The organism is Corallococcus sp. CA041A (genome assembly GCF_003612075.1).
In the GTDB taxonomy this organism is placed as follows: Bacteria; Myxococcota; Myxococcia; order Myxococcales; family Myxococcaceae; genus Corallococcus; species Corallococcus exiguus.
In genome coordinates, this window is the sequence record NZ_RAWF01000075.1 from 16,458 (window position 1) to 36,289 (window position 19,832).

The following is a 19,832-nucleotide window of genomic DNA, read 5'->3' on the forward strand; positions in this document are numbered from 1 at the left end:
TTCAGCCTTCTTTCGGCGTGGGGGTCGCGGAGACCCCTTCGGCCGGTGCTTCCACCGTCTCCACTGGGGGTGCGCCTACCGCGTGGTAGCCGCCGTCGACGTGAATCATCTCGCCGGTGGTGGAGGACAGCCAATCGGACAGAAGTGCACAGGCCGTCTTGGCCACGTGGTCGTGGCTGTCCTTGTCGCTCCAGCCCAGCGGCGCCTGCTTGCCCCAGTACTGCGCCAGCGCCTTGAAGCCCGGGATGCCCTTGGCCGCGATGGTGGCGAGCGGCCCCGCGGCGAGCGCGTTCACGCGGATGCCCTTGGGCCCCAGGTCGCGCGCCAGGTAGCGCACCGTGGCCTCCATGGCCGCCTTGCACACACCCATCCAGTCATAGATGGGCCACGCCTGCCGGTTGTCGAAGTCCAGCGCCACGATGGAGCCGCCCTGCGTCATCAGCGGCACGCACGCCACCGCCAGCTCCTTCACGGAGAAGGTGGAGATGCGGAACGCGGTCTGCGCGCTCTCCCACGGCGTGTTGAGGAAGTTGCCGCCCAGCGCGTCCTCGGGCGCGTACGCGATGGCGTGCAGCACGCCGTCCACGCGGCCCCATTTCTGCCGCAGCGCCTCTGTCAGCGCCGGAAAGTGCGCCGGGTTCGTCACGTCCAGCTCCAGCACCTCCGTGCCGGGCTTGAGCCGCTTCGCGCTGCGCTCGGTGAGGGACTTGGCCCGGCCAAAGCCGGTGAGGATGACCTCCGCGCCCTGCGCGATCGCATGCTCCGCGACGCCAAAGGCCAGGGACTGCGGGGTGAGCACGCCGGTGATGAGCAGCTTCTTGCCCTGAAGGAGCATGTCGGTACGTTCTCGGAAAAAGTGGGTGGAAAGCGGGGGGCGAGTGCTTACCACTCCTGAACCGCCATGGGGGCCCCCGGACCCCGTGTCTCATGTGCCTCGGATGTACGTCTGTTCAGCATGCCAGGGGTCCTGGCGTCTCCTTTGAGCTCATCCCAGCAGAGGGAATCCAGTGCTCGGTGAAGCTGCGCTCACGCGGGGCATGACTCCATCTGCTCCCTGGAGTGAAGCCGGGCAGCCGGCCATGACGCGGTTCAACAAACTGAGGCGAAAACCCCCCAACGCGTCCCCCATCCAGTAAAAGACCCCCGCCATGGCGAATTTCCAGGACAGTTTCCTCTCTGGTGGAAACATCGACTTCATCGAGGGGCTCTACTCGCGCTTCCTCGAGGATCCGGGCAGCGTGGACGCGAGCTGGCGCGAGGTGTTCGAGCGCAACAACGGCACGGGCCGCCCCATCTTCAACACGAAGTTGCTGGAGGCGCCGACACCCGCCGCACCGGAGGCCAAGGGCAAGGGTAAGGGCAAGGCGAACGACGCCGCCGTGCAGGCCGCCGCCGCGCCGCAGGCTCCGGCCGCTCCGGCGCAGGACATCGGGCTGCAGTCGAAGGTGGATCAGGCCATCACCGCCTTCCGCCTGCGCGGCCACCTGCGCGCGCACCTGGATCCGCTGGAGCGTCCGCGCCCGCAGCTGGGCCACGTGGCGGACGTGGCGCTGATGGATGAGAACCACTTCACGCCGAAGGAGATGGAGCAGGCGGTGGAGTGCAACGGCGTCTTCCCGCAGCAGCGCGTGCGCCTGGCGGAGCTCGTCACGCGCCTGCGCCGCACGTACTCCAGCTCCATCGGCGTGGAGTTCATGCAGATGCTCGACAGCGAGCGTCGCCGCTGGCTCATGAAGCGCATGGAGCACAGCGAGAACCGCACGCCGTTCACCGTGGACGAGCAGCGGCACATCCTCACCAAGCTGTCGTACGCGGAGGGCTTCGAGCACTTCCTGCACACGAAGTACGTGGGCGCCAAGCGCTTCAGCCTGGACGGCGGCGAGTCGCTCATCCCCATGCTGGACGCGCTGCTGGAAGTGGGCAGCGACATGGGCCTGAAGGAGCTGGTCATCGGCATGGCCCACCGCGGCCGCCTCAACGTGCTGACCAACATCCTGGGCAAGAAGCCGGATCAGATCTTCAGCGAGTTCGACGGCCCCAAGGACCCCAAGGCGTACCTGGGCCGGGGCGACGTGAAGTACCACATGGGCTTCTCGTCGGACCACGCCACGCGCTCGGGCAAGAACGTGCACCTGTCGCTGGCCTTCAACCCCAGCCACCTGGAGTGCGTGGGCCCCGTGGTGGAGGGCCGCGTGCGCGCCAAGCAGGACCGCGGCGGGGACACCGAGCGCACGCAGGTGATGCCGCTGCTCATCCACGGCGACGCGGCCTTCATCGGACAGGGCGTCACGTCGGAGACGCTCAACTTCTCCGGCCTCAAGGGCTACACCACGGGCGGCACGGTCCACGTCGTCATCAACAACCAGGTGGGCTTCACCACCGACCCGTCGGACTCGCGCACCAGCATCTACTCCACCGCCATCGCGCAGATGCTGGACATCCCGGTGTTCCACGTGAACGGGGATGACCCGGAGGCGTGCGTCCACGCGGCGCGCCTGGCGGCCGAGTACCGCCAGACGTTCAAGAGCGACGTGGTCATCGACCTCATCTGCTACCGCCGCTACGGCCACAACGAGGGCGACGACCCGTCCTTCACCCAGCCGGCGATGTACGACCTCATCCGCAAGCACCCGCCGGTGCGCGCGCTGTACGCGAAGACGCTGGCGGAAGGCGGCCGCATCACCACGGAGGAGTCGGACGCGCTCAAGCAGCGCTGCTTCCAGGACTTCGACGCGGCGCTCACCCGCGCCCGCCAGGAGAGCCAGTTCAAGGAGCCCAACGCGCTGGAGGGCCTGTGGAAGACCTACAAGGGCGGCCTCCTGAAGAACGCGCCCCAGGTGTCCACGGCGGTGGCCAAGCCCACCCTGCGTGACGCGCTCCAGAAGCTGGCCAGCGCGCCGGAGGGCTTCAACGTGCACCGCGACGTGGAGCGCACGGTGCTCAAGAAGCGCCAGGGCATGCTGGAGAGCGAGGAGCTCCAGTGGAGCGAGGGCGAGTCGCTGGCGTACGCGACCATCCTGGCGGAGGGCTACAGCATCCGCCTGTCCGGCCAGGACAGCGAGCGCGGCACCTTCAGCCACCGCCACGCGGTGCTGCACGACACGCAGACGGGCGAGGAGTTCACGCCCCTGCGCCAGTTCGCCTCCGGCAAGGCGACCTTCAACGTCTGGAACAGCCCGCTGTCGGAGATGGGCGTGCTGGGCTTCGACTACGGCTACAGCCTGGACGTGCCGGACGGCCTCACCCTGTGGGAGGCCCAGTTCGGTGACTTCGCCAACGGCGCGCAGATCATCATCGACCAGTTCATCGCCGCGGCGGAGAGCAAGTGGCGCCGGCTCTCCGGCATCACGCTGCTCTTGCCGCACGGCTACGAAGGCCAGGGACCGGAGCACTCCAGCGCGCGCCTGGAGCGCTTCCTGGACCTGTGCGCGGAGGACAACCTCCAGGTCTGCTACCCCACCACGCCCGCGCAGATCTTCCACCTGCTGCGCCGCCAGGTGCTGCGCCCGGTGCGCAAGCCGCTGGTCATCATGTCGCCCAAGAGCCTCCTGCGCCGTCCGGAGGCCACCAGCCGCATGGACGACCTGGCCACGGGCGCGTTCAAGGAAGTGATCCTGGACGCGAAGGCGGACGCCGCGAAGGTGAAGCGGCTGCTCTTGTGCAGCGGCAAGGTCTACTACGACCTGGCCAAGGCCCGGGACGAGCGCAAGGACGACTCCATCGCCATCGTGCGCGTGGAGCAGCTCTACCCGTTCCCGCAGGACGAGCTTTCGAACCTGGTGGCGAAGCTGCCGGCGCTCCAGGAGCTGTACTGGGTGCAAGAGGAGCCGCGCAACGCGGGTGGCTGGCACTTCATGTTCCCGCGCCTGCACGACCTCCTCTCCGGCCGTTCTCAGCAGCAGACGGTGAAGCTGGGCTACATCGGGCGCGCCGAGGCAGCCAGCCCCGCCACCGGTTTCACGAAGACGCACGATTACGAGCAGCAGCTCATCATCGAAGAAGCCATCCTCCGAGGACCCCAGAATGGCCGTTGAACTGAAAGTCCCTCCGCTCGGCGAATCCATCACCGAGGCCGTCGTCGGCAAGTGGAACAAGAAGCAGGGTGAGTCTGTCACCGCGGACGAACCGCTCGTCGTGCTGGAGACCGACAAGGTCACCATCGACGTGCCGGCTCCCGCCGCGGGCAGCGTCGCGTCCATCGCCTTCAAGGAGGGCGACAAGGTCCGCGTGGGCGACGTGCTGGGCACCATCGAGGCCGGTGCCGGCGCCGCCGCTTCTCCCGCCGTGGCCGCCGCCACGCCCGCGCCCGCCCAGGCCGCGGCGCCGGTGGCCGCTGCTCCGGCCGGCAGCGACACGCGCATCACCCCCACCGCCAGGAAGATGGCGGAGGAGAACCGGGTGGACGTGGGCCAGCTGAAGGGCTCCGGCACCGGTGGCCGCATCATGAAGGAGGACGTGCAGGGTCAGCTGAACCGCCCGTCCGCGCCCCCGGCCCCCGCCGCGCCGTCCGGTCCCCGTCCCAACGCCGCGCGCGAGGAGCGCGTGCGCATGACGCCGCTGCGCAAGCGCGTCGCGGAACGCCTGCTCCAGGCGCAGTCCAACGCCGCCCTGCTCACCACCTTCAACGAGGTGGACATGGGCGAGGTGATGGCGCTCCGCAAGAAGTACAACGACAAGTTCCAGGCGAAGCACGGGGTGAAGCTCGGGTTCATGAGCTTCTTCATCCGCGCGTCCGTGGAGGCCCTCAAGGCGTTCCCGCAGATCAACGCGGAGATCGACGGCGAGGACGTCATCTTCAAGCACTACTACGACATCGGCGTGGCCGTGAGCGGCAGCCGTGGCCTGGTGGTGCCGGTGGTGCGTGACGCGGACAAGCTGTCGCTCGCGGACCTGGAGAAGACGGTCGGTGACTACGGCGGCCGTGCGCGCAACGACAAGCTCACGATGGCCGACCTCACGGGCGGCACGTTCACCATCACCAACGGCGGCATCTTCGGCTCCATGCTGTCCACGCCCATCCTGAACCCGCCGCAGACGGGCATCCTGGGCATGCACAACATCGTGGAGCGCCCCGTGGCCCGCGACGGCCAGGTGGTCATCCGGCCCATCATGTACATCGCCCTCACGTACGACCACCGCCTGGTGGACGGCCGGGAAGCAGTGCAGTTCCTGGTGCGCGTGAAGGAGTGCATCGAGGACCCCGAGCGCCTGCTGCTCGACATCTGACTTACTCCCCCGCACATGACGCCGCGGGGGCTCAAGTCGGGCAATCCCGGAGGGCCGGCTGGACTTCCAGTCGGCCCTTTCACTACAAATAGCTCTGTCTCCCCGGTCGTCGGGCAGAACGGGTGGCCTTCCCCACGGCTGCCCTGCAAACGCAAGGAAGCGCAATGGCAACTGGTACCGTGAAGTGGTTCAACGACGCGAAGGGCTTCGGCTTCATCACCCAGGACGGCGGGGGCGAGGACGTGTTCTGCCACCACACCGCCATCAACATGGATGGGTTCCGCACCCTGGCCGAGGGCCAGAAGGTGGAGTTCGAAGTCACCAAGGGCCCGAAGGGCCTGCAGGCGCAGAACGTCCGCGCGGCGTGAAGTGACGCGTCTCAGCCATTCCTCACGGACTGGTTGAAGCAACAGAGGCCCGGTCCCTTGAGGGAACCGGGCCTCTGCCTTTTCAGGGCATTGCGCCGCGCTCAGGCCTACTTCTTCAGGTTCTGCTCGAAGTGGGAGATGACGCGCTCGTACTGGCGCTCGGTGATGAGCGGATCCGGCACCATGTGCGTGAGGCCGGACAGGGGTAGCAGCTGGTGCGGCTTGCCCGCGCGGAAGAGCGCGTCCGACAGCTTCAGCGTGTGGAAGAAGTACACGTTGTCATCCGCGGTGCCGTGGATGAGCAGCAGCGCGCCAATGGGGCTGTCCTTCTTCGCGTACGTCAGCAGGCTGCTGACCTCGTAGGCCTGGGGCGTCTGTTCCGGCAGGCCCAGGTAGCGCTCGGTGTAGTGCGTGTCGTAGTCGCGCCAGTCCACCACCGGGGCGCCGGACACCGCGGCCTTGAAGAAGTCCGGGCGCTTCAGCGCGGCCAGCGCCGCCATGTAGCCGCCGAAGCTCCAGCCGGTGATGCCCACGCGGCTCAGGTCCATCTCCGGCACTTCCTTCGCCAGCGCCTGCACCGCCTCAATCTGATCATCCAGGGTGATGGTGGCGAAGTCGTTCTTCACCGCGCGGTTCCACTCGGAGGTGCGCAGCGGCGTACCGCGGCCGTCCACCTTCACCACCAGGAAGCCGTGGTCCGCGAACCACTGGCTGAGCAGGTGCGCGGCCATGGACTGGTGCACCACGGTGACGGTGGGCCCCGCGTAGACCTCCACGATGACGGGCAGCTTCTGGCCGGGCTTGAAGTCGCGCGGCTTCACCAGCGAGGTCCAGAACTTCTTCGGGCCCACCTGGCGGATTTCGAAGTTCGGCGTGAAGGAAGGCTCCTGCGCCACCTCCGGCAGCTCGCCCAGCTTCGTGCCGTCGCCCTTGAGCACCACGGTGCGCGGCATGGCCTTGGGCCCTTGAGTGTTGAGGACGACCAGGCCGCCGTTCTTGGAGACGAGCCCGTTCTCCACGGCCGGGCCGGTGGTGCCCGTGGCCACCTGCTCCGGGGCGCCGCCGGACTTCACGCGCCACAGGTGGCTTTCGGTGGGGTTGGGGCCGCCAGTGAAGAAGAGCGTCTTGTCCGCCTGGACGAAGCGGGACAGGTTGCGGAAGCCCGCGTCCGGCTTCACCACGGAGCGGTCCAGCTCACCCGTCGCCTTGCGCAGCTCCACCTCCGGGCCGCCGTTGCGCTCGGTGTACCAGAGGAAGCCCGAGCCATCCTCCAGCCACAGCGGGAAGTCCTGGGCCAGCTCCACCCAGGCGTTGTCCTTCTCCGTGAGGAGGACGCGCGTCTTGCCCGTGGCGGGGTCCACCGCCAGCACCTGCTCCTCCGTCTGGAGGCGGTTCTGCACGACAATCGTGAGCGGCCCACCCTTGTCCCACTTCACCGTGGCCAGGTACGGGTACTTCTGCGCATCCCACTGCGCCCACACCGTCTTGCCGCCGGTGACGGGGGTGACGCCCAGGCGCACCTTCGCGTTCGCCTTGCCGGGACGCGGGTACGGGAAGATCTCCCCGCCCTTCTCCGGGTGCATCACGTCCACGATGGTGAGCTTCTCCACGTCGGCCGTGTCGGACTCCGTGTACGCGATGGACTTCGCGTCCGGGCTCCACCAGTAGCCGGAGAAGCGGCTCATCTCCTCCTGCGCCACGAACTCCGCCAGGCCGTGCGTCTTCTGCGCGGTGCCGCCCTGCGTGACGCGCTTCTCTTGATTGGCCGCGATGTCCACCCGGTACACGTCGTGCTCACGGACGTACGCCACCTGCTTGCCGTCCGGCGACAGTCGCGGGTCGATGACGCCGGGGCCCGTCTTCAGCTCCGTGGACTTCCCCGTCGCGCGGTCCACCACGTAGAGCCGGCCGGAGAGGGGCACCAGCAGCTGGGTGCCGTCCTCTGAGAGGCTGTAGGAGGTGAAGCCCCGGGCGCTGACGCGCATGCGCTCGCGGCGGGCCTTCTCCTCGGGGGTCAGCGTCTCCTCGGTGCCCTTGAGCAGGGCCTCCGGCGTGAGCAGCTCACGCGCCTGGCCGCCGGCCACGTCGAACGCGTAGAGCATCTGCACGTTGGAGGTGGGGGACGTGCGCAGGAAGAGGACGGACTTCTCGTCCGGGGTGATGCGCGTACCCACCGGGCGGCCGCTCTGGAAGCGGCGCGTCTCGGCGTACTGGCGCAGGAAGGTGTCCGGCTGCTTTTGCGAAGGGGCCATGGCGGAGGGTTTGCGCTCCTGGGCGATGGAGGGAGCGCTGCTCATGAGGAGAAGCGCGGCGGCGGTAAGGACCTGACGCATGCGTAGCTGAATCCCCGCGCGGGGCGGGGCTCCTTTCGCGGGAAGGTGCGGGCAAGCCTACACTCCGGCCGCCGCGTGGCCCTCCCAACGTCCGGCCCCCGCGAGGATTCCCACCGGAAGCGGACGACGCCCCGCGGCACCTGGACCTTTCGGACAGGTGCCGGGCGGGGCCTTCCGCTACTTCAGGTTCTGCTGGAAGTGGGTGATGACCCGTTCGTACTGGCGCTCCGTGACGAGCGGGTCCGCCATCATGTGCGTGAGGCCGGACAGGGGCAGCAGCTGGTGCGGCTTGCCCGCACGAAACAGCGCGTCCGACAGCTTCAGCGCGTGGAAGAAGTACACGTTGTCGTCCGCGGTGCCGTGAATCACCAGCAGCGCGCCGATGGGCCCTTCCTTCTTCGCGTACGTCAGCAGGCTGCTGACCTCATAGGCCTGGGGGCTTTCTTCCGGAAGGCCCAGGTAGCGTTCGGTCGCGTGCGTGTCGTAGTCGCGCCAGTCCGTCACCGGCGCGCCCGCGACGCCGGCCTTGAAGAAGTCCGGGCGCTTCATCACGGCCAGCGCCGCCATGTAGCCGCCGAAGCTCCAGCCGGTGATGCCCACGCGGCCCAGGTCCATCTCCGGCACCTCCTTCGCCAGGGCCTGCACGGCTTCAATCTGATCATCCAGGGTGACGGTGGCGAAGTCGTGCTTCACCGCGCGATTCCATTCCGCGGTGCGCAGCGGGGTGCCGCGGCCGTCCACCCGCACCACGAGGAAGCCCTGATCCGCCATCCACTGGTCCATCAGGTGCAGGGCCATGGACTGGTGCACCACGGTGACGATGGCGCCGCCGTAGATGTCCACGATGACGGGCAGCTTCTGGCCAAGCTTGAAGTCGCGCGGCTTCACCAGCGAGGTCCAGAACTTCCGTGAGCCCACCTGGCGCACCTCGAAGTTCGGCGTGAAGGGAGGCTCCTGGGCGATGGAGGGCAGCTCGCCAGGCTTCGTGCCGTCGCCCTTGAGCACCACCATGCGCGGCATGCTCCTGGGGCCCTGGGTGTTGAGGACGGTCAGGCCACCGCTCTTGGAGACGAGCCCATACTCCACTGCGGGGCCGGGGGTGCCCGTGGCCACCCGCTCCGGAGCGCCGCCGGACTTCACGCGCCACAGGTGACTCTGCGTGGGGTTCGGGTCGCCGGTGAAGAAGAGCGTCCGGTCCGCCTGCACGAAGTGGGTGAGGCTCCGGAAGCCGGCGCCCGGCTTCACCACGGAGTGGGCCAGCTCACCGTTGGCCTTGCGCAGCTCCACCTCCGAAGCGCCGTTGCGGTCGGTGTACCAGAGGAAGCCCGAGCCATCCTCCATCCACAGCGGGAACTCCTGGTGCAGGTCGATCCACGCCGAATCCCGCTCCGTGAGGAGCACGCGCGTCCTGCCCGTGACGGGGTCCACCGCCAGCACCTGCTCCTCCGTCTGGAGGCGGTTCTGCACGACGAGGGTGAGCGGCCCGCCCTTGTCCCACTTCACCGTGGCCAGGTAGGGATACTTCCGCGCGTCCCACTGCGCCCACACCGTCTTGCCGCCGGTGACGGGCGTGACGCCCAGGCGCACCTTCGCGTTCGCCTTGCCCGCGCGTGGATAGGGGAAGGAGGCACCGGGCTGCTCCGGGTGCATCACGTCCACGACGGTGAGCTTCTCCACGTCAGAGGTGTCGGACTCCGCGTAGGCAATGAACTTCGCGTCCGGGCTCCACCAGTAGCCGGAGAAGCGGCCCATCTCCTCCTGCGCCACGAACTCCGCCAGGCCGTGCGTCTTCTGCTCCGTGCCGCCCTGCGTGACGCGCTTCTCCTGGTTGGTGGCCAGGTCCACCCGGTACACGTCGTGCTCACGCACGTACGCCACCTGCCTGCCGTCCGGGGACAGGCGCGGGTCGATGACACCGGGGCCCGTCTTCAGCTCCGTGGGCTTCCCCGTCGCGCGGTCCACCACGTAGAGCCGGCCGGAGAGGGGCACCAGCAGCTGGGTGCCGTCCTCGGAGAGGCTGTAAGAGGTGAAACCCCGGGCGCTCACGCGCATGCGCTCGCGGCGCGCCTTCTCCTCGGGAGACAGCGTCTCCTCCGCGCCCTTGAGCAGGGCTTCGGGGGTGAGCAGTTCCCGCGTCTGCCCGCTGGCCACGTCGAACGCGTAGAGCATCCGCACGTTGGACGTGGGGGACGTGCGCAGGAAGAGGACGGACTTCTCGTCCGGGGTGATGCGCGCATTCACGGGCCTCCCGTTCATGAAGCGCCCTGTTTCAGCGTATTGGCGCAGGAAGGACGACGGATCCTGGGCCAGGACGGGCATCCCCAGGAGGAGCAGCGCGACGGTGACGAATGGACGCATGCGTGATTGAACCCCGAGGGACGGGGCTCCTTTCGCGGCAGGATGGACATCCTCTGAACGCCGGAGCCTGGAGGGGATTTCGTCCCGCATGAATTCGAAAAATGACGACGCCCTGCGCCACCTGCGCCTCGCGGGGGTGGTGCGGCTGGGCCTGGGCGGAGGCCGCGGTCCGACGGACGCCTATGTGTTCGACCCGCATCGGCTCGCGCTGCCCGCGTGGGCGTGTGCCCTGGGCGATGAGGGCCCCCCTGCCCTGCTCGTCACGCTGGACCGGCACCTGGACATCGTGGTGCCAGAGCGCCCCGCGGACATGCCGGACCGCTCCGCCGGCCTGCGCGCGCTGGATGAACACGCGCGGTGGAAGCTGGACGTGCGCAACTACGACCACATCCTCGCGGCGATGGAGGCGAACCTCGTGGGCGACGCGTTGATCATCGCGCGCACCCGGCCCCGGGGCTCGTTCGCCGGGGACACCTACGTGGACGCGCGCGGACGCTCGCACCGCATCGTGTCGGTGACGACCGTGGACCGAGCGGCGGAGGCATACCTGCGCCCCGGCCCCACGGACGCGGTGCGGGACGTGCTGGAGGCCGCGTCCACCGTGCTGCTGGACGTGGACCTGGACTGCTTCACCAGCTTGAGCGACGCGGACCCCACCACCGTGCTGCCGTGGCCGAAGGCCATCATCCGCGAGTTCCTCCTGCCGCTCGACTCGGAGCCCTTCTGGGACGCGGTGCTGGGCAAGGCGGTGGCGCTGACGCTCGCGCGCGAGCCCCACCACTGCGGCGGGCTGCTCGCGTCCGGCGAGCTGTTCCGCGACGTGGCGGAGGTCCTCTTCCGCGAGCTGCTGCGCGTCGAGCCTCCCTGAGGGCTCAGGGCGAGTCGAGGAAGTTGGGCCGGTAGTCCGTCACCTGCCCGCTGCTGAGCGACAGGCGGCTGCCCACGGGAGGACGGTCGCCGTTGAGCACGTAGCCGAAGTCGATGCGGAACGGGAACACGTTGAACTGGGGGAACAGCACCCGCAGGCCCACGCCGACGGTGGTCACCATCTCCGGCCGCTCGTTGAACGCGCTGCCCGAGTCGAGGAAGAACACGCCGCCCACGTGCACCGTGCGCACGACGAGCGGCGCGGTGCGGTACTCCAGATTCACCAGCAAGAGCCGCCTGCCGGAGTACGCATCCACACCCGCGCCGCGCAGGCCGTTGCTGCCGCCCAGCAGGCTCACGCGCTCGGACAGGTCGTCGATGTTCACGTCCAGCAGGCCTCGCGCCACGAAGCGCCCCCCGAGCACGCGCGGCGACACCTGCACCAGCTCCGCGGCCCACCGGCGGTTCGTCCAGCCCTCCTTCACGCCCGGCTGACTGGCGCTGATCTGCTGCCGGATGGACGCAGCCGCGGACGCGGTGGTGAGCGCGTCACCCCAGTGCACGCGGTAGCGCAGGGACAGTCCCCCTTCCGCGAAGTGCGCGGCGGACGGGAACACCGGTGGCGCGTAGCGCAGCGTGGCCAGCACCGAGTGCCCCAACTGGAAGTCCTCCGACAACGCGTACGAGTCCACGTTGCGAAGCACGTCGTAGCGGGCCTCGAAGGCGCTGAGGGAGAAGTTCGCGTACCCCGCGTCCTCCGCGCGCGGCAGGTAGTTGCGGCGGAACCAGTCCGTCTGCGCGTCGGTGAGCTGCGACGCCACCGGCGCGGCGTAGGCGTAGTGATAGGCCCCCGCGCCCATGCCCACGTTCCACTTGTAGCGCTGGCCGTAGGAGCGCGTGTACGTGGCGCCCGCGGCCACCTCGCGCGCGTTGTAGATGTACGGCACGGGTTCGCCGTCCGGGAACGGGAGCTGCCAGATGTCCGCGCCCCGGAACTGCCGCGCGGTCTCCATGTTCCACGCCACGGACGTGCTCAGGCTCCACGGCGTGGCCAGCGAATACAGCGGCCGGCTGACGACCAGGCTCCCGCGCGAACCCTCCGCGCGCCCCGTGTCGCGGTTGATGAGCACCGCGGCGGACTCCGTCAGCGACCAGCGGCTGCCGAGCACACGCCGGTCCGTGTAGCTCTGGCCGAAGCTGAACGTGTCCAGGCGCATGATGAAGTCCAGCGCCACCTTCTTGCCGCGCCCCAGGAAGTTCTGCTCCGTGCCCTGCAAGCGCAGGTAGAGCAGCAGCGAGCCCACTGCGGAGAACTCGTTGTTGAGCCGCAGCGACCACAGGTCCTTGGTCACCAGCAGCAGCGCGACCTTGTCCGGAGCACTCCCCTTCACCGGCACCGCGCGCACCACGGAGAACAGGCCCAGCTTGCGCAGGTTGCGCACCGACTCCGCGACGAGCGCCTCCGAGTACGGCTGCCCTGGCGTAATCAGCACCTCCTGGCGGACGACTTCATCGCGGGTGCGGACGTGGAAGATGTTGAGCAGCGATGGATACGGATCCATCGGCGCGACCACCTCTTCCGCCGTGACGAGCACCTCCTCCAGCACCTTGCCCTGGGGCGCGGGCTCCACCTGGCGCTCGACCTCGCCCAGACCCCAGGCGATGAGCGCCTCCTCGTAGTTCTTCGTGCGCTCCGCGTCCGTGGTGACCACGGGCGGCTGCGGGCCCGCCGGCCCCACCGGCACCTCTTCCGAGCGGGGCGGCGGCGCGACGTCCGTGTTCGACACGCCCGACGGATCGACGTCCGGCGAGCGCACCGGCGCATCTGGCGGCACGACGTCCTGTGGCTTGCCGGAAACCTCCTTCGGAGGAGTCTGCCCCGACGACGTGCCCGTCGCGACGAGCACGGTGACCAGCAGGACGGGCAGTGAGAGCGGCACGCGCGCATCCTGTCATGCGCCGCGCCTGCCGCCAGCCTCCACTCACCCCAGCGCGGTGCGCAGGTCTCCCGGCCGGGCCATGGGCAGCTTCTCCCCCTTCGCGATGGCCGCCACGATGCGGGCCAGCTGATCCACCCCGTCCGACAGCGCCGCCGGCCCCGGCTGGAGGATGTACGAGCTCCTCACTTCGTAGAGCTGGTCCTCCACCACCGCCCGCACGCTGGCCCAACCCGGCCGGGAGGCGATCTTCTCCCGCTTCGCCTTGCGCCCGCACCAGCTGGCGATGACGCCCTCCGGGTCGCGCTTCGCCACCTCCTCCGGGTCGAAGATGCGGCCCTTCGCCCCCTGCGACGCGCGCGACTCCTGACAGACGTCCACCCCACCCACCACCTCCACCAGCTCCGAACACCAGCGGATGCCGGAGATGAGCGGCTCGTGCCACTCCTCGAAGAAGATGCGCGGCCGCTTCGGCAGGGACTGCGCCGCGTCCGAGTGACGCTCCAGGTTCTTCTCCAGCTCCACCGCCAGCGCCTCCGCGGGTTCCGCCCGTCCCACCAGCGCCCCCGTGAGCCGCACCGCCTGCAATATCTCCGCGAGCGAGCGCTGATTGAACAGGTACACGGGCACCCCGCGCTTGCACAGCTCCCGGCCGATGTCCGCCTGCAGGTCGCTGAACCCCAGCACCAGGTCCGGCTTCAGCTCCAATATCCGCTCGAAGTTCGCGTCCAGGAACGAGCTGACCTTCGGCTTCTTGCGCGCCTCCGGAGGCCGCACCGTGAACCCCGACACGCCGACGACCAGGTCCCCCGCGCCAATGCGGTAGAGCACCTCCGTCGTCTCCTCCGTCAGGCACACCACCCGCCGCGGATACCGCGGCGCCGACGACAACAGCGAGGACAGCCTGGCATTCATGCGGGAAACCCTAACCCGCCCGAGCCCCTGTCACCGGGGATGACGCGACGCACCAGCTGCCACGAACTGTGCGGCAACGGACGCTGATTTCCTCGTTTTCCAACCCCCACCGGGGGACGCGATGCGCACGGGAGGTGCGGGAGTGCGAGCGTGCCTCGCGGGCCGGAAACTCGGCGCCGGGGCGCGGCGATGATAGCGGCACGTCTCTTGGGCGGTTTTCAAAGGCGGTGCTAGCATCCGCCGGGTCTGAAACGACGTATGCGGTCCTTCTCTTCGCCTTGGGGGAACACATGATCGAAAGCGACGCCCGCCGCCAGGGCGCGCCCGCCGACGTGCCGGATCCCCTGCTCGGGCGGATCCTCAACGAGCGCTTCCGCATCCTGGAGACGCTTGGCGCCGGAGGCATGGGCCGCGTCTACAAGGCCATGCAGGCCCCGTTGGACCGCCTGGTGGCGCTCAAGGTCCTCAACCCGCAGTACAGCGGCGAGGGCAAGGACCCCGGCTTCCAGAAGCGCTTCTTCCTGGAGGCCAGCGTCACCGCGAAGCTGCGCCATCCGAACACCGTCACCGTCATCGACTACGGCAAGACGGAAGACGGCATCTATTACATCGCCATGGAGTACCTGGAGGGGCTGACGCTGTCGCAGCTGCTCACCCAGGAAGGGCCGCTGCCGTGGGAGCGCACGCTCGCCATCGGTCAGCAGGTGGCCCGCTCGCTGCGCGAGGCGCACAAGGTCGGTCTCATCCACCGCGACCTCAAGCCCGCCAACGTGATGGTCCTCAACCAGGAGGCCGACCACGACGTGGTGAAGGTCCTGGACTTCGGCCTGGTGAAGTCCTTCTCGGGGGACGCCTCCATGAAGGAGGACACCACCCTCACGCAGGCGGGCGTCATCCTGGGCTCGCCGCAGTACATGGCGCCGGAGCAGGCGCGCAACATCGCGGATCCGCGCAGCGACGTGTACAGCCTGGGCGTGGTGCTCTACCAGGTGCTGATGGGCCGGCCGCCCTTCCAGGCGGCGCAGAGCATCGACGTCATCGTCAAGCACATCAACGACCCGCCGCCTCCCTTCTACACCGTGTGGCCGGACCACAACGTGCCCGCCGAGGTGGAGGCGCTGGTGATGAAGTGCCTGGCCAAGCGCCCCGTGGACCGCTACGCGTCCATGGACGCCGTGCTCCAGGGCATGCGCTCCGCCGCGTCCGCGTCCGGCGTCAGCGGCGTCTTCGCCACGCGCACCGGCCTCAACGCGGTGGGCTCCGGCCCCCACAGCGGTCCGCACAGCGGCATCCACACCGGCCCCCACCAGGCGCTGGGCTCCGGCCCCACGCCCGCGCCCAACACCATGGCGTTGGACATCTCCGTGGACGAGGCCGGTGGCCTTGCGGAGAAGAAGTCCAGGAAGGGTCTGGGCATCGCCCTCTTCGGCGCGTCCCTGATCGTGGGGCTGGGCGTGGCGGGCATCTTCGTGCTGCGCGGCGCCCAGAAGCCCCCGGTGGATCCGGTCGAGTCCGCCCCCGTGGCGCGCACGCCCGTCGCGCAGCCGCCCCCTGCTCGCGAGCCCACGGCCGTCGCGGAGACCTCCGTCACGCCGCCGCCAGCCGCCCCCCGGACCGTGCGCTTCGACCTGGACAGCGACCCCCAGGGCGCGGAGATCATGCTCGACGGCCAGGTGCGTGGCACGACGCCGATGGTCATCACCCACACCCCTGACGGCCCGGGCCTCGCGTCCGTGGAGGTGTCGTTCGCGATGGACGGCTACCAGACCGTCAGCAAGAAGTACGCAGGCGAGCCGGGCACCACCGTCAACGTCTCCATCAAGCTTCCGCGCATCAAGAAGCAGGGACCGAAGCCTTCCCCCAAGGCTCCGGGTTCCTCGTACAAGGACGATCCGTACCAGTGAATCCCCCGACAGCCTTCCGACGTGGAGCGCTCCTCGCGCTGTGTCTTTGCGCGACCGAGGCCCTGGCGGACGCGCGACTTGAAGCGCGCCGCCACTTCCGCAATGGCATGAACCTCATCGAACAGAAGCAGTTCGATGAGGGCATCGCCGAATTGGAAGAGGCCTACAACATCAAGCCGCACCCCAGCGTCCTCTACAACATCGCCCGGGCGTACCAGGACGCGGGCCGGCTGGACGAAGCGCTGGATGCCTACAAGCGCTACCTCGCCTCCAATCCGCCGGACACCGCCAACGTGCAGGCCCAGGTCACACGCCTGGAGTCCACGCAGAAGGCGGCCCAGGCGGAGGCGTCCACCCCCGGCACCGAGACCGGCACGACGGGCGCCACCGGCCTGCCCATGCCGCCGCCGCCCCCCACGAGCATCCAGGCCCAGCAGCAGCTGGCCACGCTCATGGAGCGGCTGGAGAAGGCCGTCAACCGCGCGGAGTCGCTCACCGCCCAGCCCCAGGGCTCGCAGCAGCCCTCGGCCACGCCCGGCCCCACCGCCAGCTCCAGTTCCAGCGCCGAGTCCGGCGACACCTCTGGTGACCAGGGCCTGGTGCCGTACGAAGAGCGCGTGGTGACGGCGAGCCGCCGCGCCCAGTCCTCGCTGGAGGCGCCCAACGCCACCACCGTCATCACCGCGGAGGACATCCGTCTGTCGGGCGCCACCACGCTGCCGGAGCTCTTGCGCCGCGTGCCCGGCGCGGACGTGATGGCCATGGGCGTGGGCAGCGCCAACGTCAGCCTGCGCGGCTTCAACCAGCGACTGGCCAACAAGGTGCTGGTGCTGGTGGACGGCCGCACCGAGTACCAGGACTTCCTCGGCCTCACGGTGTGGGCGGGGTTGCCCATCGGCCTGGAGGAGATCGACCGCATCGAGGTCATCCGCGGTCCGGGCAGCGCGCTGTACGGCGCCAACGCGATGCTGGGCGTCATCAACATCATTACCCAGGCCCCCGGCACCGGCCGGCGCGCGCGCTTCAGCGCCATGGCGGGCGGCGGCAACACCGTGCAGGGCTCGTTCGTCAGCCACGGCCAGAACGGCAGCCTGCGCTACCGCGCGTCCGCCGCCTACCAGCAGCAGGATAAGTGGAGCCGCGATTACGAGAGCGGCCGTCCGGACTTCGCCCTGCAAGGGCCCGCGGATCCGGACCTGGGGCAGCGCGGGGCTCGCGCCAACCTGTCCACCGTCTACTCTTTCGAGGAGGGCCGGGCGATTGGCCTCTCCGGCGGCGTGCACCGCTACCTGACGGAAATCTATCCGCTGGGCCTGCTGCGCAACTACTACATCGACGGCCTGGGCGCGTACGCCAAGGCCGACGTGGAGCTGGGCGCCGTGAAGCTCAAGGCGTTCTGGAACCACCTGTCCGGCGACGCGGGCCCGCAGTACGAGGCCATTGGCCAGCGCTCGCTGAGCACCAGCGTCGCGTCCAACGTCTTCAACGGTGAAGCGCTGTACGCGCGCGGCTTCGAGCTGGCCGGTGAGCACCAGGTGAACATCGGCGTGGAGGGCCGCTTGAAGCGCGTGGCCTTCCAGTACCTGGACGACCTGCGCGAGGAGTTCCACGCGGCGGCCTTCGTCCAGGACGAGTGGCGCATCGTGCAGCCGTTGCGCCTCATCGTCAGCTACCGCGTGGACCGCCACCCGCTGCTCGACAAGGGCAACCCGGGCATCGCGCAGTCGCCGCGCCTGTCCGCGGTGTTCCAGCCCATTGAAGGGCACGCCTTCCGCGCGTCCGTGGCCACCGCCTTCCGCGAGCCCACGTTCCTGGAGAGCTACACCCGGCTGCCCGTGCCCGTGCCGGGCGTCAACGGCGTGAGCCTGCTGACCACCGGCAACCGGACGCTGCGCCCCGAGCGCCTCAACGCGCTGGAGCTGGGCTGGCGCGGTGAGTCCCCGCGCCTGGGTCTGGACTGGGACGTGGCCCTGTACCAGAACACGGTGAAGGACCTCATCGCCCTGTCGCCCGTGCAGCCCCTGCCCGCCGGCGAGTCCTACGACAGCGGCACCGGCAACTACCTGCTGGGCCGCTCCATGTTCACCAACGAGGCCGCCATCTACACCGCGCGCGGCGTCGAGGCGGGCATCAACGTGTCCCCCATCGACGGCCTGGGCGTGAAGGCGAGCGCCGCGTACCAGCACGTCAGCTCCGACCTGCCGGACGAAGGCCAGTGCGGCACGTGCAGCCAGACGCCGGCCTTCCGCCTCTTCGGCGGCGTCACCTACCGCACGCGCACGGACCTGGAGTTCGGCATCGAAGCGGCGTTCACGACCTCCACCACCTGGGTGGAGCGCGAGCCCTCCGCGTCCGACCCGACGCGCGTGGACCTCATCGCCAACAACCTCCCCGCGTACACCGTCGTCAACGCCCGCGTGGGCTACACCGTGGTGAAGGACTTCGTCTCCGTGGCGCTGCAAGGCAGCCAGCTCGGTGGCAGCCACGCGGAGCACCCCTTCGGCAACCGCATCGAGCGGCGCGTGTTCGCCAACCTCACGGTGACCCCATGAAGCGCGCCCTTCCCTTCCTCGCGTTCACGCTCGCGTCGCTGCTGTCCGGCGGCTGTGATGCCCCGGACGTGGTGCCCACCGCGGACGGCCGCCAGCACACGCGCTCGGCCCGCATCGAGGGCAGCCTGGTGGTGCAGTCGCGCGCGCGCGGCAACGCCATCGTGTTCATCTACGACGCGGCCAACCCGCCGCCGCCCGCGGGCTCCGGCCGGCCGCTGGCCTTCACCGTCATCACCGCCGCGGAGCTGTTCGGCGCGGCCATGGGTGACAGCTCCACGGGCCCGTTCACCGCGCCGTTCTCACTGAGCCTGGTGGAGCCGGGCCGCTACCTCCTGCGCGGCTTCATCGACGCGGACACCTGCCGGAACATCCCGCAGCCCTGCCACGTGTCCGACTTCAACCCCTGGTACGGCGTCACCTCCGAGCCCAACGCGGGCGACGTGGGCGGCGGCGCGGTGGACCCCATCACCAGCGCCACGCGCGTCCTGGAAGTGACGACGGACGCGGACGGCTGGCCCCAGCCGCTCAGCGGCGTCTCCGTGTCCTTCGCGGACTCGGCCACCGTCCCCTTCGACCGGCCGGCGTTCCAGACCGCGGACCCGCGCGAGTTCAACACCGCGACCACGCCCATGAAGACGCTGACGCTCACGCCGCAGATCCTCACCGGCGCGGTGGATCAGCGGCCTCCTGGCTTCTGGGTGCAGCTGATTGACGCCAACAAGGACGGCGTCCCGGACGACGCCAACGGCGACGGCGTGCCGGACTTCTGGCCGCGCGTCATCGTCCGCAAGCTGGCGGAAGGCGTGACGGGCTACGTGGATGAGAACGACCTCAACCGCGACGGCGTGGTGGACGAGGAGGGCGTGGACTACGCGCGCGTGAGCGGCGGCAAGGACGGCAAGCCGGACGTGACGGTGCTGGCGGCGGGCCTGTCGCCCGATCCCCTGCTCGCCGCGCTGCTCGACGAACAAGGGAAGCCCCGCCCGCAGCCCGTCTTCGTTCCGCAGCTGGTGGTGGCCATCCGCGCACTCGCTCTGGACGCGCGCGACCCCGCCGCGCCCGCGCCGCTCGCGGCCGTGCCCCCGGGTCGCTACAGCGTCACCCTGCTGCAGTCCACGGGTCAGACGTGGCGGCTGCCCAACGAGTTGGACCCAGCGCTCGCGGAGGCCGTGGGGCTGCCGGGCGTGCAGTCCCAGGCCTTCGTGTTGGAGGTCCGCTGAGGTCGTTTTCGCCCTCCTGAAATCGCGGCGCGGTGCCCTGGTTGCTTTGACTTCGCAGGGCCCTTCCGCGACCATGGGCGGAGCCGCTGGAGGCGTTTCCTCCCCGAGGTTTTGATTCCGATGAAGGTCGGCCCTCTCCCCACCCCCGAAAC

At 69.4% G+C, this 19,832-nt stretch carries 12 protein-coding genes; 7 read left to right on the top strand and 5 right to left on the bottom strand.

Going from position 1 to position 19,832, the window contains the following annotated elements:
• Position 1 precedes the first annotated feature (1 nt).
• Positions 2-835, bottom strand: coding sequence for an enoyl-ACP reductase FabI (fabI, locus tag D7V77_RS15730; RefSeq protein WP_120577110.1), 834 nt, complete (start codon positions 833-835; stop codon positions 2-4).
• 313 nt (positions 836-1,148) lie between these two features.
• Between fabI and D7V77_RS15735 the strand changes: the two genes are divergently transcribed.
• The 3 genes from D7V77_RS15735 to D7V77_RS15745 all read left to right on the top strand — a co-directional run bounded on the left by D7V77_RS15735 (position 1,149) and on the right by D7V77_RS15745 (position 5,594).
• The gene (locus D7V77_RS15735; protein WP_120577111.1) at positions 1,149-4,034 is read left to right on the top strand and encodes a 2-oxoglutarate dehydrogenase E1 component; all 2,886 of its coding nucleotides are present in this window, start codon (positions 1,149-1,151) and stop codon (positions 4,032-4,034) included.
• The gene (odhB, locus tag D7V77_RS15740; RefSeq protein ID WP_120577112.1) at positions 4,024-5,226 is read left to right on the top strand and encodes a 2-oxoglutarate dehydrogenase complex dihydrolipoyllysine-residue succinyltransferase; all 1,203 of its coding nucleotides are present in this window, start codon (positions 4,024-4,026) and stop codon (positions 5,224-5,226) included. Before D7V77_RS15735 ends, odhB begins: the two co-directional genes overlap by 11 nt.
• Positions 5,227-5,390: 164 nt before the next feature.
• Positions 5,391-5,594: a cold-shock protein gene (locus tag D7V77_RS15745; protein ID WP_014397260.1), complete on the top strand. Its 204-nt coding sequence runs from the start codon at positions 5,391-5,393 to the stop codon at positions 5,592-5,594.
• A 107-nt stretch (positions 5,595-5,701) separates the two neighbouring features.
• Here the strand turns inward: D7V77_RS15745 and D7V77_RS15750 are convergent, their stop codons facing one another.
• Entirely contained in the window at positions 5,702-7,927 is a 2,226-nt protein-coding gene (locus D7V77_RS15750) for a S9 family peptidase (protein WP_120577113.1), read from the bottom strand.
• A gap of 177 nt (positions 7,928-8,104) precedes the next feature.
• Positions 8,105-10,285: a S9 family peptidase gene (locus tag D7V77_RS15755; RefSeq protein WP_120577114.1), complete on the bottom strand. Its 2,181-nt coding sequence runs from the start codon at positions 10,283-10,285 to the stop codon at positions 8,105-8,107.
• Positions 10,286-10,373: 88 nt separating this feature from the next.
• On the opposite strand from D7V77_RS15755, the gene D7V77_RS15760 reads away from it, so the two are divergent.
• Complete coding sequence (locus tag D7V77_RS15760) at positions 10,374-11,153, top strand: UPF0489 family protein (RefSeq protein ID WP_120577115.1); 780 nt, start codon at positions 10,374-10,376, stop codon at positions 11,151-11,153.
• Between the two features lie 4 nt (positions 11,154-11,157).
• On the opposite strand, the gene D7V77_RS15765 is transcribed toward D7V77_RS15760, so the two are convergent.
• Positions 11,158-13,092 carry a BamA/TamA family outer membrane protein gene (locus D7V77_RS15765; RefSeq protein WP_120577116.1) on the bottom strand — a complete coding sequence of 645 codons (1,935 nt, stop codon included), beginning with the start codon at positions 13,090-13,092 and terminating at the stop codon, positions 11,158-11,160.
• 42 nt (positions 13,093-13,134) lie between these two features.
• Positions 13,135-14,004 (bottom strand): cobalamin-binding protein, encoded by an 870-nt coding sequence (locus D7V77_RS15770; RefSeq protein WP_120577117.1) that lies wholly within the window; start codon positions 14,002-14,004, stop codon positions 13,135-13,137.
• Between the two features lie 290 nt (positions 14,005-14,294).
• On the opposite strand from D7V77_RS15770, the gene D7V77_RS15775 reads away from it, so the two are divergent.
• The 3 genes from D7V77_RS15775 to D7V77_RS15785 are packed head-to-tail and all read left to right on the top strand — an operon-like array spanning position 14,295 to position 19,680.
• Positions 14,295-15,908 (top strand): serine/threonine-protein kinase, encoded by a 1,614-nt coding sequence (locus D7V77_RS15775; RefSeq protein ID WP_120577118.1) that lies wholly within the window; start codon positions 14,295-14,297, stop codon positions 15,906-15,908.
• Positions 15,905-18,460, top strand: coding sequence for a TonB-dependent receptor (locus tag D7V77_RS15780; RefSeq protein WP_199733789.1), 2,556 nt, complete (start codon positions 15,905-15,907; stop codon positions 18,458-18,460). Before D7V77_RS15775 ends, D7V77_RS15780 begins: the two co-directional genes overlap by 4 nt.
• Complete coding sequence (locus D7V77_RS15785; protein ID WP_120577119.1) at positions 18,457-19,680, top strand: hypothetical protein; 1,224 nt, start codon at positions 18,457-18,459, stop codon at positions 19,678-19,680. Before D7V77_RS15780 ends, D7V77_RS15785 begins: the two co-directional genes overlap by 4 nt.
• Positions 19,681-19,832: the final 152 nt, after the last annotated feature.